We start from the raw sequence: 14679 nt of genomic DNA on the forward strand, positions 1-14679 counted from the left end.
CTCAGTAGAAGCCGACCACGTCGTCGCCCCAGATGGTGTTGCGGTCGCGGTCGGGATCGTCCACCACCCGATCCACCGCGTCGATGACCAGGGTGCGGCGGGTGGCGGCGCTGTAGGGCGGCCAGTGCTTGGAACCGTCGATGGCGGCCGGGACCCCGTAGCTCGCGAACGCCAGCCACCGGCGCATCATGCGGCCCGACACGTCCTGCGCGGCCTTGCGGCCGCCCAGCCAGAAGGTCGGGTCGTAGTCGAAGGAGCCGAAATTGCCGAAGATATAGGGCAATTCGGTGGCGTGGCCGGCGCCGACGCGGGCGGCCTTGAGCATCGGGGTGGCGTGGTCGAAGCGGTACATCCAGGTCGGCGAGTGCGCGGAATGCGCGTCGGCGACCCAGTGCGCGGGCATGCGGAAGGCGGCGTCGGTGGACATGGTGAGCGCGCCGCGCGGGGTGCTGGCCTCGTAGGCCGAGGCGATCTCGGCCAGCCGTTCCGGTGACAGGCCCGGATGTTCGGCGGCCACCCCGCGCAGCATGGCGTTCACCGCGTCAGGGGTGACCGGCATGATGGGCGAGCGGAACAGCCGGAACAGCGACGCCTCGTCCTTGTTGGTGCCGATGATCAGCGGCACCCGATGCGAGCGGCCCTGCTGGAAGCGCTCGCTCGGGTAGGCGGGCAGCAGGTTGCCGTCGACCACGGGGGCGGCGGCCAGGCGGCCGGGCTCGCGGGTGGGCACCTCGTCGAGCAGGGTGCCCGCGGCGAGGATCATCCGTTCGATCGGCATGGTCAGCAGTTCGACGGCGCGGTCGGCATTCAGCTCGAGCAGCTCCAGGAAGCGCTTGGCCACGACGGCGGAGCGTTCGGTGCCGAAAACCGTGGTGGCGGGCGGGGATTGGGCGATGGCGCGATGGAACAGGCCCGCCGACAGCGGCGAGGTCAGCAGCGCGGTGACACAGCCCGCGCCGGAGGATTCGCCGAAGATGGTGACATTGCCCGGGTCGCCGCCGAAGGCCGCGATATTGTCGCGCACCCAGCGCAGCGCGGCGATCTGATCGTGCAGGCCGAGATTCGGGGTGAACTCGTCACCGAGCGAGGACAGGTCCAGAAAGCCCAGCGCGCCGAGCCGGTAGTTGACGCCGACCACGATCACGTCACCGGTCTCGGCCAGGCGTCTGCCGTCGTAGATGGCCTGGGCGGCGGTGCCCAGGCAGAACGCGCCGCCGTGCAGCCACACCATGACCGGGCGGTGGTCGTCGGCGGGGGTGGCGGGGGCCCAGACATTGACCCACAGGCAGTCCTCGCCCATGCGCAGGCTGCCGTCGACGGGCACGAAGCCGGCCGATTGCGGGGCCACGTCACCGAAGGCGGTGCATTCGCGGACGCCGGTCCACGACTGCGGGGCCTGCGGCAGCCGGAAACGGTGCGGTCCGGCCGTGCTGGCGGCGTAGGGGATGCCGCGCCAGACCGCGACGGAACCGTCCATGAAGCCGGACACGTCGCCGTATCCGGTCTTCGCCACCGGCGCGCCGTCCCGGGCTGACAGCGTGTCGAAGAACTGCGTGCTCACCGCCACCTCCTCGTACTCCGTAAATCGAGGGTACCGAGTCCGTCCGGCCCGTCGATTAGGCTGTCGGCGTGCCGAGTTATGCGTATCGGTGCCGCGAGTGCGGCGATACCTTCGAGATGAACCGACCGATGGCCGAGTCGTCGGCCCCCGCGGCGTGCCCGGCGGGGCACGGTGACACGGTCAAACTGCTCACCACGTTCGGGACGGTGACGCGTGGGGGCGGCGGTGCGTCGCCCGCGCCGGCCCCCGCGGGCGGCGGGTGCTGCGGTGGCGGGTGCTGCGGCTAGTCCGCCTGCTTGTCCGAGTGGCCCAGTGAGCGGTCCGGGGCCACCCGGTCGCGCACGCGTTGCTTCAGGACGGCGATGTCGGGAAAACCGCCGTCCGCCTTGCGTTCCCAGATCTGTTCGCCGTCGACGGTGATGCGGAATATCCCGCCCTCGCCGGGCACCAGCGCCACCTCCGACAGGTCGGTGGCGAAGGTGGTGAGCAGTTCCTGCGCCATCCAGCTCGCCCGCAGCAGCCAGCGGCATTGCGTGCAATATTCGATCGCGATGCGGGGCATGGCGCGACCCTACCGCAATATCCGGGCTATCGCCGGAATGAACGGTGGCACAAGAATTTTCCTGTCGGTGCCCTCGGCTACAACTGAGGACAACCGAGGAAGGGGGAACCGATGACCACCGCTTGGAGCGCCGAGCAGATCGGCTCGCTCGCACCGGATGCCGCGTCGCTGAGCGCCGCCCGCAAGCTGGGTGGCCGGTGGAGCGGCGCCGGGGTGCACGGCAGCGCGCTGTGGGGGTTGTGCAAGGGCAGCGGGAGCACGCCGTATCAGACCGTGGTGGATCTGTCGGGGCCCGCGTACAAGTGCAGTTGCCCGAGCCGCAAGTTTCCGTGCAAGCACGCGCTGTCGCTGCTGCTGGCGTGGAGTGCGGGCGAGGTGGCGGCGGCGGACACGGTCGCGGACTTCGCGGCCGACTGGCTGGACGGGCGGGCGGCGAAAGCGGCGCGGGGGGCCGCCGCCGGAACCGGGGCGGGGACGGCCGCGGCGAAGCCGGCCCGGGGTGGGTCGGCCACGGCGGATCAGCGCCGGGCCCGGGTGACCGCGGGGCTGGTCGATCTCGACCTGTGGCTGACCGACCAGATCCGGACCGGGCTCGCGCAGGCCGACCGATCGATGCGGGCGTTCGAGACCGTGGCGGCCCGCATGGTCGACGCGCAGGCGCCGGGAATTGCCGCGTCGGTACGGCAATTGCCTTTCACCACCGGCAATTCCGAATGGCCGCAGCTACTGTTGCGCGAATACGCCCGGCTGCATTTGCTGGCCACCGCGCACGCCCGGCTGGACGAGCTGTCACCGCCCTTGCGGGCCAGTGTGCGCGGCCACATCGGATATCCGATGTCCGCCGAGGCGGTCCGGGCCGAGCCCGCGGTCCGCGACCACTGGATGGTGCTGGGTTCGCGCACGACCGTCGAGGACGGGCTCTACACCCGCCGGGTGTGGCTGCGCGGCCGCGCGTCCGGACGCTGGGCGCTGCTGCTCGAACATCACTACGGCGGCCCGGTGTTCTCCCACGAGACTCCGGCGCCGGGCATGCAGCTGGACGCGGACATGCACTTCTATCCGGGCGCCGCGCCGCTGCGGGCGGTCTGGGGCGCGCGCCACGGCCTGCCGGAGCCGTTCACGACCATTCCGCGCGCGGGCGGCCTCGCGGACGCCTTGACGGGTTATGCGCGGGCGCTCGGGGCGGATCCGTTCCTGCGGTCGTGGCCGGTGCTGCTGGCGGAGGTGGTGCCGGTGCGCGGCGAGAAGGGTTGGCACGTAGCCGAATCCGGAGGTGACGCGCTGCCGGTGTCGATCGCGGAGGGTGAGCCGTGGCGATTGCTGGGGCTCTCCGGCGGGCATCCGGTGACGGTGCTCGCGGAGTGGAGCACGGACGGCGTGGCGCCGATCGCGGCGCTCGCGGCCGGACGCATGGTGGATGTCGCTGTGGGGCAGGGAAATTCGGTGCTGATACGGAGCGGGTCCGCGGACAGAGTGAGCGCCGAGCTGATTTCGACGGCGCTGGTCGGGACGGCTCGACGCCAGGCCGATGCGGCGGGGTTGGCCGTCCCCGTCGCCACCGCCGCGGCCGGCTTGCGCGGGGATGCGGCGGCGACATTGCTGGAATCCGTTGCGCTGCAAGATTGTTTCGCGCGTGGCGGTGTGCTCGCGGAGTCCGCCGCACTCGGCACCGCCGCCGAGGACGATGGGCGGCCGCTGCTGCCGGAAGCCGCGGGCGCCCGGCTGGCGCGGCTGCTGGCGGACAACTCACCGTTCCTGGACGAGTGGTTCGCCGCCGCCGAGCCCCGGGATTTCCGTGCCCCCGACAGCCTGGTGAGCTTCCTGCTGGATCGGGCCAAAGCGCTGACGGTGCACCGGGAATCGCTGCTGCGGCTGGCCGGGGCGCGGGGCCGCTGGCTGGCGGCACAGCATCCAGGCTGGCGCACCCTGGTGCGCGCCAGCGCCACGGACGAGAGCGTGTGGTCGCACGGGCGCGCCGCGGAACGCCGCGGCTGGCTGGCCCAGCTGCGGCGGCGAGATCCGGCGGCGGCGCTGGCCGTGCTGGCCGGCACGTGGAGCACCGAATCCGGCCCGGGCAAGGCGGAACTGCTGGCCGTGCTGGCCGACGGGCTCTCCCCTGCGGACGAGGCGCTGCTGGAATCCGCGCTCGACGATCGGCGCGCCGAGGTGCGGCGGCTGGCGGCGGATCTGCTGGGGCGACTGCCGGATTCGGCCTTCGCGGCGCGCATGACCGAGCGGGCGCGCACCTGGCTGAGCTTCGGGCCGCGGCCCGTGCGACCGCAACTGGTCACCACCGGGCCGGGGGTGCTCGACGACGCGGCGCGGCGAGACGGCGTGGGAGATTCGTTCGGCTACACCGCGTATCGCGCGGACGGCGCCCCCGACCTGGCGACCGAATGGCTGCACCGGGTGGTTGCCGGGACGCCGCTGCGGCATTGGGAACGGGTGCTCGGATCGCCGGAGGAGGCGGTGCGGGTTTCCATGGCCGAGCACCTGCGCGGGCCGATGCTGGCCGGCTGGACCGATGCCGCACTGACGCAGCGGGATTCGGGGTGGGCCGCCGCCTTGTTCGGCGTGCTCTCGGAGGCCGACAGCCGCGACGCCGAGGCCGACAAGCTGCGCGAGCTGTTCGCGCTGCAGCCCGAGAGCGCGCAGATCCGTCATTTGCGCGGGCTGGATTCCAGCTGGCTGGCGGAGATCGAATCGCTGTTGCGCGCCATGCCGCATCCGTGGCCCGGCCCGATGGCCGAGCATGTGCTGCGGCTGCTGCTCGAGCGCGCGGAGTTGAGCGCCGATCGCCCGGGTGCGCCGAGCCTGGTGCCCGGCTCGTATCGGACGCTGTTCCGCGCGGCGTCCGCCCATTTCCCGGCGGGGCTGGCGCCCATGGTGTCCGGCCTGGCCCGCCGCTGCGGAGATCCCTACTGGGAGCAGGCTTTCGACCAGCTCGCCCACGACCTCATTGACCGCAAGACGATGCTCGAGGAGCTGCAATGACGATGACTCAGGAGCGGGACGCCCTGCTGCGCCCGCATGCCGAACAGGCCTTCGCCGCCGAGTTGACGGCCCTGGCCGCCGCCGACGACCGTCCGCGCCCGCCGTCCTGGAAGCTGTCGCCGTGGGCGGTGGTCACCTATCTGCTGGGCGGCACGCTGCCCGACGGAACGGTCATCACACCCAAGTACGTGGGTCCGCGCCGGCTGATGGAGGTCGCGGTCGCGACCCTGGCCACCGATCGCGCCCTGCTGCTGATCGGCGTGCCGGGCACCGCGAAAACCTGGGTGTCGGAACATCTTTCGGCCGCGGTGGCCGGGCATTCGACGCTGCTGGTGCAGGGTACGTCCGGCACCGCGGAGGAGGCCATTCGCTACGGCTGGAACTATGCCCGGCTGCTGGCCGAGGGTCCGAGCGAGGCGGCGCTGGTGCCCTCGCCGATCATGACCGCCATGCGCACCGGGTCCATCGCGCGGCTCGAGGAGCTCACCCGCATTCCCTCGGACGTGCAGGACGCGCTGATCACGGTGCTGTCGGAGAAGACGCTGCCGGTGCCCGAACTCGGCACGGAGGTGCAGGCGGCCAAGGGCTTCAATGTGATCGCCACCGCCAACGATCGCGATCGCGGCGTCAACGAGCTGTCCTCCGCACTGCGGCGGCGCTTCAACACCGTGGTGCTGCCGCTGCCGGCGGACGAGGACGAAGAGGTGTCGATCGTGGCCCGCCGCGTCGAACAGCTCGGCGCCGCACTGGAATTGCCGGCCGTGCCCGCGGCGGCCGAGGAGATCCGGCGCGTGGTGCGGGTGTTCCGGGAGTTGCGGTCGGGCATCACCGAGGACGGGCGGACCAAGCTGAAATCGCCCTCGGGGACGCTGTCGACGGCCGAGGCCATCTCGGTGATCACCAATGGCATGGCGCTGGCGGCGCATTTCGGCGACGGGGTGCTGCGGCCCGGCGATATCGCGGGCGCGGTGCTGGGCGCGGTGGTCAAGGATCCGGTCGCCGACCAGGTGGTGTGGACGGAGTATTTGGAGGCCGTAGTGCGCCAGCGCGCCGAGTGGGCCGACTTCTACCGGGCCTGCCGGGAGGTGAACGGATGACGGCCGCCGTCGCCGAGGCCGCCCAGACCCGGGTGTTCGGGATCCGCCATCACGGGCCGGGGTCGGCGCGGTCGCTGGGTCTGGCGCTGGAGCGGTTCCGGCCGGACGCCATCCTGATCGAAGGTCCCGCCGATGCCGATCCGCTGGTGGGATACGTTGCGGCCGAGGGCATGTCGCCGCCGGTGGCACTGCTCGCCTATCAGCCGGACGCGCCCGCCAAGGCGGCGTTCTGGCCCTTCGCGACCTTCTCGCCGGAGTGGGTGGCGCTGCGGTACGCGGCGGACCACGCGGTGTCGGTGGGGTTCTGCGATCTGCCCGCCGCGGTCGCGCTGGCCGTCGAGGACGAGCCGGGCGATCGCAGCGATCCGCTGGGCCTGCTGTCGGCGGCGGCCGGATACGACGACGCCGAGCGCTGGTGGGATTCGATCGTCGAATCATCCTCCGACGCCGATATTTTCGCCGCCGTCAACGAGGCCATGGGCGCGGTGCGCGAGCACGAGCAGCCGGACGCGCACACGCTGCGGCGCGAGGCGCACATGCGGCAGGTGATGCGCAAGACCTTGAAGGAGGGCGCGCGGCGGCTGGCCGTGGTGTGCGGGGCCTGGCACGCGCCGGTGCTCGAGGGCAAGCTCGGACCGGCGGTCGCGGACGCGCGAATCCTCAAGGGCCTGCCCAAGGTCAAGGCCACGCTCACCTGGGTGCCGTGGACGCATTCCCGGCTGGCGACCTCCTCCGGCTACGGTGCGGGCGTCACCTCGCCGGGCTGGTATCACCATCTGTTCACCGAGACCGATCAGCCGATCACCCGCTGGCTGACCAAGGTGGCGGGCACGCTGCGGGCCCACGATCTGCCGGTGTCCAGCGCGCACATCATCGAATCCGTGCGGCTGGCAGACACTCTCGCCACCCTGCGCGGACGGCCGCTGGCCGGGCTGTCGGAGGTCACCGAGGCCACCCGCGCGGTGCTGTGCGACGGCGACGAGACCATGCTGCGGCTGGTCAGCACCGAACTGGTGGTGGGCGAGGCGCTGGGCACGGTGCCGGAGGGGACGCCGACGGTGCCGCTGGAGGCGGATCTGCGCGCGCAGATCCGGACGCTGCGGCTCAAACAGCAGGCCCTGGAGAAGACCCTCGATCTGGATCTGCGCACCGACGGCGGACTGGCGAGATCGCGGCTGCTGCACCGGCTTCGGCTGCTGGGCATCGGGTGGGGCCGGCTGACCGACAGCCAGGTCCGCAATACCGGCACCTTCCGCGAGACCTGGACGCTGCGGTGGCGGCCGGAGCTGGCGATCTCGATCGTGGAGGCGTCGCGGTGGGGTACCACGCTGCGCTCGGCGGCCGAGGCGAAGATCCTCGATCTCGCGGCGGACGCGAACGCCACCGTCGGCACGGTGTCCGGTGCGCTGGAGGAGGCGCTGCTGGCCGATCTCGGCGGCGCCACCGACGGATTGATCGCGCGACTGGAATCGGTCGCGGCGCTGGATCACGATGTGACGCATCTGATGTCGGCGCTACCGGGCCTGCTGCGCATCGTGCGCTACGGCGATGTGCGCGGCACCGACAGCGCCGCCCTGACCCGGGTGGCGGACAGTCTGCTGGTGCGCAGCTGCGCCGGCTTGCCGGGCGCGGTGACCGGCCTGGACGCCGATGCCTCCGCCGCGTTGCGGGCGCAGATCGACGCCGTGCATCTGGCGCTCTCGGCGCGCGACGACGAATGGGCCACGGGCACTTGGCTGTCCACGCTGGAAAAGCTGGCCGCACGCGACGACGTCAACGGCGGGATCGTCGGCCGGGCGGTGCGGCTGCTCTGCGACGCCGAACGCGTCGACGCCGCCGAATCCGGCCGGCGACTATCGGCGGCGCTGTCCGTGGGCCGGACGGCGCCGGACAAGGCGGCCTGGATCGACGGATTCCTCGGCGGCCGTGGGCTTCTGCTGGTGCACGACCGAAACCTGCTGTCGCTGATCGACGACTGGCTGTGCGGGCTGGACGAGGAACAGTTCGTCGCCACGCTGCCGCTGCTGCGGCGGACCTTCGGGGCGTTCGAATCCGGAGAGCGGCAGGCCATCGGGCAGGCGGTCCGGCACGGCGCGCCGGCGACGGCGCGCACCGGCAGCGGTGACTACGACATGGAACGCGGGACGCTGGCGCTGGCCGCCGCGGCCGAAATCCTGGGGGTATCAGCATGACCGACACGAACGAGGCGCAGACCCGGCGCTGGCGCATGGTGCTCGGCAGCGCCGGGGAGCCCAGCCTCGGCCAGCTGGGCAGCGCCGACGATCAGGCGATGGATCGGGCGCTGGGCGCCCTCTATGACGCGGACGGCCGCACCGGGTCCGGCCGGCGCTCCGGCGGGCTCGGGGGTTCCGCGCCGCAGGTGTCGCGCTGGCTGGGCGATATTCGCCGCTACTTCCCGTCCACCGTGGTCGAGGTGTTGCAGCGGGACGCGGTGGATCGGCTCGACCTCACCGAATTGCTGTTGGAGCCCGAGCTTTTGGAGGCGGTCGAACCGGATGTGCATCTGGTCGGCACGCTGCTGAGCCTCAACCGGGTGATGCCCGAAACCACCAAGGCGACCGCGCGCACGGTGGTGGCGCACGTGGTGCGGGAGATCGAGCGGCGGATCGCGGCGCAGACGGTGGCGGCCGTGGGCGGGGCGTTGAACCGGGCGGCGCGGGTGTCGCGGCCCAAGCTGCGGGATATCGACTGGGACCGCACGATTCGCAAGAACCTGGCCCACTATCTGCCCGAGCATCGGACCGTCGTGCCCGAGCGGCTGGTCGGGTACGGGCGCAAGGCGCAGGCGGTCAAGCGGGATGTGGTGCTGGCCATCGACCAGTCCGGATCCATGGCGGCGAGTGTGGTGTACGCGTCGGTGTTCGGGGCGGTGCTGGCGTCCATGCGGTCGCTGCGCACCTCGCTGGTGGTGTTCGACACCGCCGTCGTCGATCTCACCGAGAAGCTGGCGGATCCGGTGGAGGTGCTCTTCGGCACGCAGCTGGGCGGCGGCACCGACATCAATCGCGCCATCGCCTACTCGCAGTCGCTCATCACCCGCCCCGCCGACTCGCTGTTCGTGCTCATCTCCGACCTCTACGAGGGCGGCGTGCGCGCCGAGATGCTGCGTCGCATACGCGCCATGAAGGAGTCCGGCGTCCAGGTGATCGTGCTGCTCGCCCTCTCCGACGAGGGCGCCCCCGCCTACGACCGCGACAACGCCGCCGCCCTGTCCGCCCTCGGCGTCCCCGCCTTCGCCTGCACCCCGGACAAATTCCCGGACCTGCTGGCGGTGGCGCTGGATCGCGGCGATATCACAGCATGGGCGCACAGTACGCTCCAGCAGCAGACATAATGGCAACGCAAGCCGGGAGACCCAGTCTCGGGATGCGTTAGGCGATGAAGCCCTGTGGTTCGCGGCCCGTCTCGTTCTGGACTGAGCGGAGCGGGGGAGCGAAGCGGAGGAGCGGAGGGAGGGAAGAACGAGACCTCCAGGGCCGCGAACCCCGCCCGGAGCGAAGCGGAGGGCCAAGGATAGGAAAGCGGGTGCTTGAGATTGCGCTCTGGTGATGTGTTCGCCGGGTACGTCATCGAACGCGAGCTCGGCCGCGGCGGCATGGGCTCGGTGTATCTGGCCAAGCATCCGCGGCTGCCGCGGATGACGGCGCTCAAGCTGCTGAATCAGGAGATGTTCTCCGACGACGAGATTCGCGCCCGCTTCATCCGCGAGGCCGATCTGGTCGCCCGGCTCGATCACCCGAACATCGTCACCGTCTACGACCGCGGCGACGAGGGCGAGCAGCTGTGGATCTCCATGCAGTTCATCGACGGCGTCAACGCCTCCTCGATCAGCCCCGGCACCCTGCCGCCGCAGCGCGCGGTCCAGATCATCGCCGAGACCGCCAAGGCCCTCGACTACGCGCACGGCCTCAATATCCTGCACCGGGACGTGAAGCCCGCCAATATCCTGCTGGCCCGCGCCTCCTCCAAAACCGGTTCGGGCGAACGCGTCTACCTCACCGACTTCGGCATCGCCCGCCTGCGTGACGACACCGGCCATCTCACCCAGACCGGCACCGTCACCGCCACCCTCGCTTACGCCTCCCCCGAACAGCTCACCGGCGCCAACCTCGACGGCCGTTCCGACCAGTACTCCCTGGCCTGCACCCTGTTCCAATTGCTCACCGGCGCAGTCCCCTTCGAGGGCACCAGCCCCGCCGCCGTCATCCGCGGCCACCTGCAGCAACCCCCGCCCCCGGCCAGCCCCCGCCGCCAGGCCCTCCCGCCCGCCATCGACGCCGTCCTCACCAGAGCGCTCGCCAAACGCCCCGCCGACCGCTTCCGCTCCTGCGTCGAATTCGCCACCGCCGCCGAACGCGCCCTCCAATCCCCGCGCCCGGCCGTGCCGCCGCGCCCCCCGACCCCGGCCCACCCGCAGCCGATCGTCACCCCGCGCCCGCCGACGCCCGTGCACCCCCAACCGGTGATCCAGAAGCCGCCGGCACCCCAGCCGCCCACCCCGACGCCCCGCCCCCTGTCCGGCCCGACCTACACCAACCCCGCCCCGGCCTACCCGACGCCGCAACAGCATTCGGTCCCGCAGCCTTCGGTACCCCAGCATTCGGTCCCTCAGCTTTCCGCCCCCTCGTTCCCGAATCAGTCGATCCCCACCCCCGCCTACACCCACCCCACCTACCAGCCCCGCCCCACTCCCCCACCCACTTACCCTCCCGCACAAAAGAATTCGAACACCACGGGCTGGCTCATCGCCGCCATCGTCACGGTCCTGGTCATCGTCATCATCGTGATCGCCGTGATCATCAAGAGCAGCAAGTCCAAGGCGGACACGCCACAGCATCCGGACACCGTCGTCACCTCGGCCCTGGCGATTCACCAGGACCCGTTGGGCGACAAGCCCTTCCGCATCACCCTCTGATCCGGCGGTCTACAGGTCGGCGATGGCGGCCAGGGGTGGGGTGCGGGCGGCTCGGACGGCGGGCCAGAGGGCTGCGAGGATGCCGACCACGCCGGAGGCGAACAGCATCAGCACGATCTGGGTCCACGGCACCGCGATCGTCGCGATCCCGTACTCGGCAAGGGTTTTCAAGAAGCCGATGCCGAGTCCGATGCCCAGCACCACACCCACCACCGCGCCGAAGATGGCGATCAGCATGGACTCCAGGTAGATGCTGCGGCGTACTTGCGGGCGCTGCATGCCGACCGCGCGCAGCATGCCGATCTCGCGGCGGCGCTCCACCACCGACAGGGCGAGGGTGTTGACGATGCCGAGAATGGCGATGATGACCGCGAGTGCCAGCAGGGCGTAGAGCACCGCGAGCAGGGTGTCGATCTGCTTGCCCTGGGCGCCCTTGAAGTCGTTGCGGTCCTCCACCTGCACGATGGCGAAGGGGTCGACGGCCTTCTCCAGGGCGGTCCGCATGGCGGGCAGGTTGGCGCCGGGCTGCGCGGTCACCGCGACCAGGAAGCTGCTCTGGTAGTTGGGCGGGACGGCCTTGCCGTACAGGTTCATCGGCGCGACCAGTGCGCCCAGCAGCGTGGTGTCCTTGTACACGCCGACGACGTTCACCTTGTACTTCTTGAAGTCGATGGTGTCGACGTTGACGCTGTCGCCGACCTTCCAATGATGGTCGGCGGCAAAGGTTTCCGACACCATGACGTCGTCGTCGCCGAGCTTGTCGGTGCCCTGCTGGACGGTGTAGTCGATGACCTTGTTCATCGGCCCCTCCGGCACGGTGCCGATGACCTGTTTGCCGTCGACCTTCAGCGCGATGCCGTGGAAGGCCACCACGTCCTGCACCTGCGGCACCTGCTGGGCGGCGGCGGTGGCGCCCAGCGGGACGCTGATGATGCCGCCCGGCGGGCCCGCCAGCATGTAGTCGGCCTTCACGCCCTTGTCGACCAGATCGCCGATGCTGGCCTTGGCCGAGGCCCCCAGCATTGCGATCGCCGACACCAGCAGCACGCCCAGGGTGAGCGCGAACGCGGTGGCCGCGGTGCGATTCGGATTGCGAATCGCGTTGCTGCGCGCCATCTTTCCGGTGGTGCCGAAGGGGCGCACCAGCACCCCGAGCACCGTCAGCACCGGCCGGGACAGGGCGGGCGACACCAGCAGCACCGCGAGAATCAAGGCGAGAGCGCCGATTCCGACGGTGCGCGCGGCATCGCCGCCGGAGCCCTGCGCGCCGATGACCGCCACCACCACGCCGGCCGCGCCCAGGACGACGCCGATTCCGGGCCGCAGCCAGCGCGAGCTGAGCACGGCCCGCGCCCAGCCGGCGACCGCCGCCAGCTTCACGCGCTGCAGCGTCGACACCAGCCACTGCGCGGGTGCGCCCAGCCGGCGGGCCCCGGTGCTGGGCGCGGAGGCTTCGCGCATGGCCTCGACCGGCGGGGTGGTCGCGGCGCGGCGCGCGGGCGCCCAGGCGCTCGCCATGGTCACCAGTACGCCGATCGCGATCGCGATCACCACCGTGCGCGGCTGCACCTGCATGGTCCCGGCGGGCAGGCCGACGTCGAAAGCCTTGAGCGCGGCCGAGATCCCGAACGCCAGCCCGATGCCGAGCACCAGGCCGATGACGCTGCCGAGCAGTCCGATCAAGGCCGCTTCGGAGACCACCGACCAGCCGACCTGGCGGCGGCTCGCGCCCACCGCGCGCAACAGCGCCAGCTCGCGCAGTCGCTGCGTGACCAGCATGGAGAAGGTGTTGTAGATGATGAAGGTGCCGACCAGCACCGCGATCGCGCCGAAGGCGAGCAGGAAGTAGTTGAGGAACTTCAGCCGATCGGCGAGCTGGGCCTTGAGATCCGCGCGGACCTGATCGCCGTTCTGCACCTTGTCGTCCGGGAACGCCTTGGCGATGCTGTCGCGCAAGGCGTTCGCCGTCACCCCGGGTTTGGCGGCGACATCGACGTAGGCGTAATGCTTTCCGTCGGTGAACAATTCGCGCGCCTGCCCGGCGTCGAAGAGCAGATTGATGTATCCGCCGGTGTTGGAGGACAGGTCGTAGATGCCGGTCACCGTGACATCGACAGTGCCCTTGGACGGGATCAGCACCTTGGTGTGATCGCCGACGTGCAGCCCGGCGCGGGTCGCGCCGCTCTGGTTGATGGCGATGTCCCCGGGCTTGTCCGGCGGCGTGCCGGCCAGGAATGTCAGCGGATCCCCGACCGCCTTGTCCGGCGGCAGGTACGAGGTGCCCTGCGTCGGCGCGCCACCGACCTGCACCGCCTTGCCGTCCGGCTTGAGCAGCACGACGGGTCCGAACGACGCCGGCGCGACCGCGCGCACCCCGTCGATCGCCGCGATCTTGTCGACGTCGCCATAGGGGATGCCGACCGACTGCTGATACGGATTGTCCAGGGACAGGCCCTCTTTCGGCTGCACCCGCACGTCCACGCCCTTGGCCTGGCTGGCGAAGATATCGTCGAACGCGCGCTGCAGGGTGTCGGTGAACATGTAGGTGCCCGCCACGAACGCGGTCCCCAGCACCACCGACAGCACGGTCAGGAACAGTCGCACCTTGTGCGCGGCGAGATTGCGCAAGGCGACCTTGCGCATCGGATTGCCCGCCATCACAAAGTCTCCAGCGACTTCATCTTGTCGAGCACGGATTCCGCTGTCGGCTCCCGTAATTCGTCGACGATCTTGCCGTCGGCCAGAAACACCACCCGATCGGCATACGACGCCGCGCGCGGATCGTGGGTCACGATCACCACGGTCTGACCGAACTCGTTGACCGCGGCCCGCAGAATGCTGAGCACCTCACCCGAGGAATGCGAATCCAGATTGCCCGTCGGCTCGTCGCCGAAAATGATGTCCGGCTTGCCCGCCAGCGCGCGGGCGCACGCCACCCGCTGCTGCTGACCACCCGACAGCTCGCTGGGCCGGTGGGTGAGCCGGTCGCCCAGCCCGAGCCGCTTGACCACGGTCGAGAGCCACTCGTCGTCGGCCTTGCGGCCCGCGATGTCCAGCGGCAGCGTGATGTTCTCCAGCGCCGTCAGCGTGGGAACCAGATTGAACGCCTGGAAGACGAAGCCGATGCGGTCGCGGCGCAGCGCGGTCATCTGCTTGTCGGAGAGCTTGGTGAGATCGGTGTCACCGATGTGGACGGTGCCGCCGGTGGCGGCGTCCAGTCCGGCGAGGCAGTGCATGAGCGTCGACTTGCCCGAACCCGAGGGCCCCATGATGGCGGTGAACTCCCCCTTCGCGAACTCGGCGCTCACCCCGTCCAGCGCGCGGACCTGCGTGTCACCGGATCCGTACAGCTTCACAAGATCGGTCGCGCGGGCCGCGGCCGTGGCCGTGCCCCGATCCGGGGCGACGGGATCCGAGACGTTCGAAGTCATGATGTCCAGTGTGTCGAGGTTCCCGGACGCGCGCCATCCGGGTAGTCCCTGAAGGGAGGGTCCTCACAGACTCCACATGAATCGCGGCGGCGCACAGC

Annotated in this window: 10 protein-coding genes; 6 read left to right on the forward strand and 4 right to left on the reverse strand. The window is 70.8% G+C overall.

All coding sequences use genetic code 11. The features are described from left to right. Position 1: 1 nt before the first annotated feature. A complete protein-coding gene (locus D7D52_RS00780; RefSeq protein ID WP_120743675.1) occupies positions 2-1561 on the reverse strand; it encodes a carboxylesterase/lipase family protein in 1560 nt (519 codons plus the stop codon). Positions 1562-1629: 68 nt separating this feature from the next. Here D7D52_RS00780 and D7D52_RS00785 point away from each other — a divergent pair, with 68 nt between their 5' ends. Beyond that, positions 1630-1848, forward strand: a complete 219-nt coding sequence (locus tag D7D52_RS00785; protein WP_120734600.1) for an FmdB family zinc ribbon protein — start codon at positions 1630-1632, stop codon at positions 1846-1848. Here D7D52_RS00785 and D7D52_RS00790 read toward each other — a convergent pair. Next, positions 1845-2123, reverse strand: coding sequence for an Rdx family protein (locus D7D52_RS00790; protein ID WP_120734601.1), 279 nt, complete (start codon positions 2121-2123; stop codon positions 1845-1847). The genes D7D52_RS00785 and D7D52_RS00790 overlap by 4 nt on opposite strands. Before the next feature lie 111 nt (positions 2124-2234). On the opposite strand from D7D52_RS00790, the gene D7D52_RS00795 reads away from it, so the two are divergent. From D7D52_RS00795 to D7D52_RS00815, 5 genes are all read left to right on the forward strand, one after another. Then, positions 2235-5117, forward strand: a complete 2883-nt coding sequence (locus D7D52_RS00795) for an SWIM zinc finger family protein (protein WP_120734602.1) — start codon at positions 2235-2237, stop codon at positions 5115-5117. Continuing rightward, entirely contained in the window at positions 5114-6214 is a 1101-nt protein-coding gene (locus D7D52_RS00800; protein WP_120734603.1) for an ATP-binding protein, read from the forward strand. The genes D7D52_RS00795 and D7D52_RS00800 overlap by 4 nt, the downstream gene beginning before the upstream one ends. Continuing rightward, complete coding sequence (locus D7D52_RS00805; RefSeq protein WP_120734604.1) at positions 6211-8406, forward strand: DUF5682 family protein; 2196 nt, start codon at positions 6211-6213, stop codon at positions 8404-8406. The genes D7D52_RS00800 and D7D52_RS00805 overlap by 4 nt, the downstream gene beginning before the upstream one ends. Next, positions 8403-9569, forward strand: coding sequence for a VWA domain-containing protein (locus tag D7D52_RS00810; protein WP_120734605.1), 1167 nt, complete (start codon positions 8403-8405; stop codon positions 9567-9569). The genes D7D52_RS00805 and D7D52_RS00810 overlap by 4 nt, the downstream gene beginning before the upstream one ends. A 195-nt stretch (positions 9570-9764) precedes the next feature. After that, positions 9765-11150, forward strand: coding sequence for a serine/threonine-protein kinase (locus tag D7D52_RS00815; protein ID WP_246023570.1), 1386 nt, complete (start codon positions 9765-9767; stop codon positions 11148-11150). Between the two features lie 9 nt (positions 11151-11159). On the opposite strand, the gene D7D52_RS00820 is transcribed toward D7D52_RS00815, so the two are convergent. Continuing rightward, positions 11160-13808: an ABC transporter permease gene (locus D7D52_RS00820; protein WP_120734606.1), complete on the reverse strand. Its 2649-nt coding sequence runs from the start codon at positions 13806-13808 to the stop codon at positions 11160-11162. Continuing rightward, a complete protein-coding gene (locus D7D52_RS00825; RefSeq protein ID WP_120734607.1) occupies positions 13808-14581 on the reverse strand; it encodes an ABC transporter ATP-binding protein in 774 nt (257 codons plus the stop codon). Before D7D52_RS00825 ends, D7D52_RS00820 begins: the two co-directional genes overlap by 1 nt. Positions 14582-14679 lie beyond the last annotated feature (98 nt).

Origin of the sequence: Nocardia yunnanensis (assembly GCF_003626895.1) — a bacterium.
GTDB lineage: Bacteria > Actinomycetota > Actinomycetes > Mycobacteriales > Mycobacteriaceae > Nocardia > Nocardia yunnanensis.

What these genes read in the sequence shown, in the direction of transcription:
- D7D52_RS00790 (WP_120734601.1), bottom strand. Translation starts at nt 2,123, where the DNA reads ATGCCCCGCATCGCGATCGAATATTGCACGCAATGCCGCTGGCTGCTG.
- D7D52_RS00795 (WP_120734602.1), top strand. Translation starts at nt 2,235, where the DNA reads ATGACCACCGCTTGGAGCGCCGAGCAGATCGGCTCGCTCGCACCGGAT.
- D7D52_RS00800 (WP_120734603.1), top strand. Translation starts at nt 5,114, where the DNA reads ATGACGATGACTCAGGAGCGGGACGCCCTGCTGCGCCCGCATGCCGAA.
- D7D52_RS00805 (WP_120734604.1), top strand. Translation starts at nt 6,211, where the DNA reads ATGACGGCCGCCGTCGCCGAGGCCGCCCAGACCCGGGTGTTCGGGATC.
- D7D52_RS00810 (WP_120734605.1), top strand. Translation starts at nt 8,403, where the DNA reads ATGACCGACACGAACGAGGCGCAGACCCGGCGCTGGCGCATGGTGCTC.
- D7D52_RS00820 (WP_120734606.1), bottom strand. Translation starts at nt 13,808, where the DNA reads ATGGCGGGCAATCCGATGCGCAAGGTCGCCTTGCGCAATCTCGCCGCG.
- D7D52_RS00825 (WP_120734607.1), bottom strand. Translation starts at nt 14,581, where the DNA reads ATGACTTCGAACGTCTCGGATCCCGTCGCCCCGGATCGGGGCACGGCC.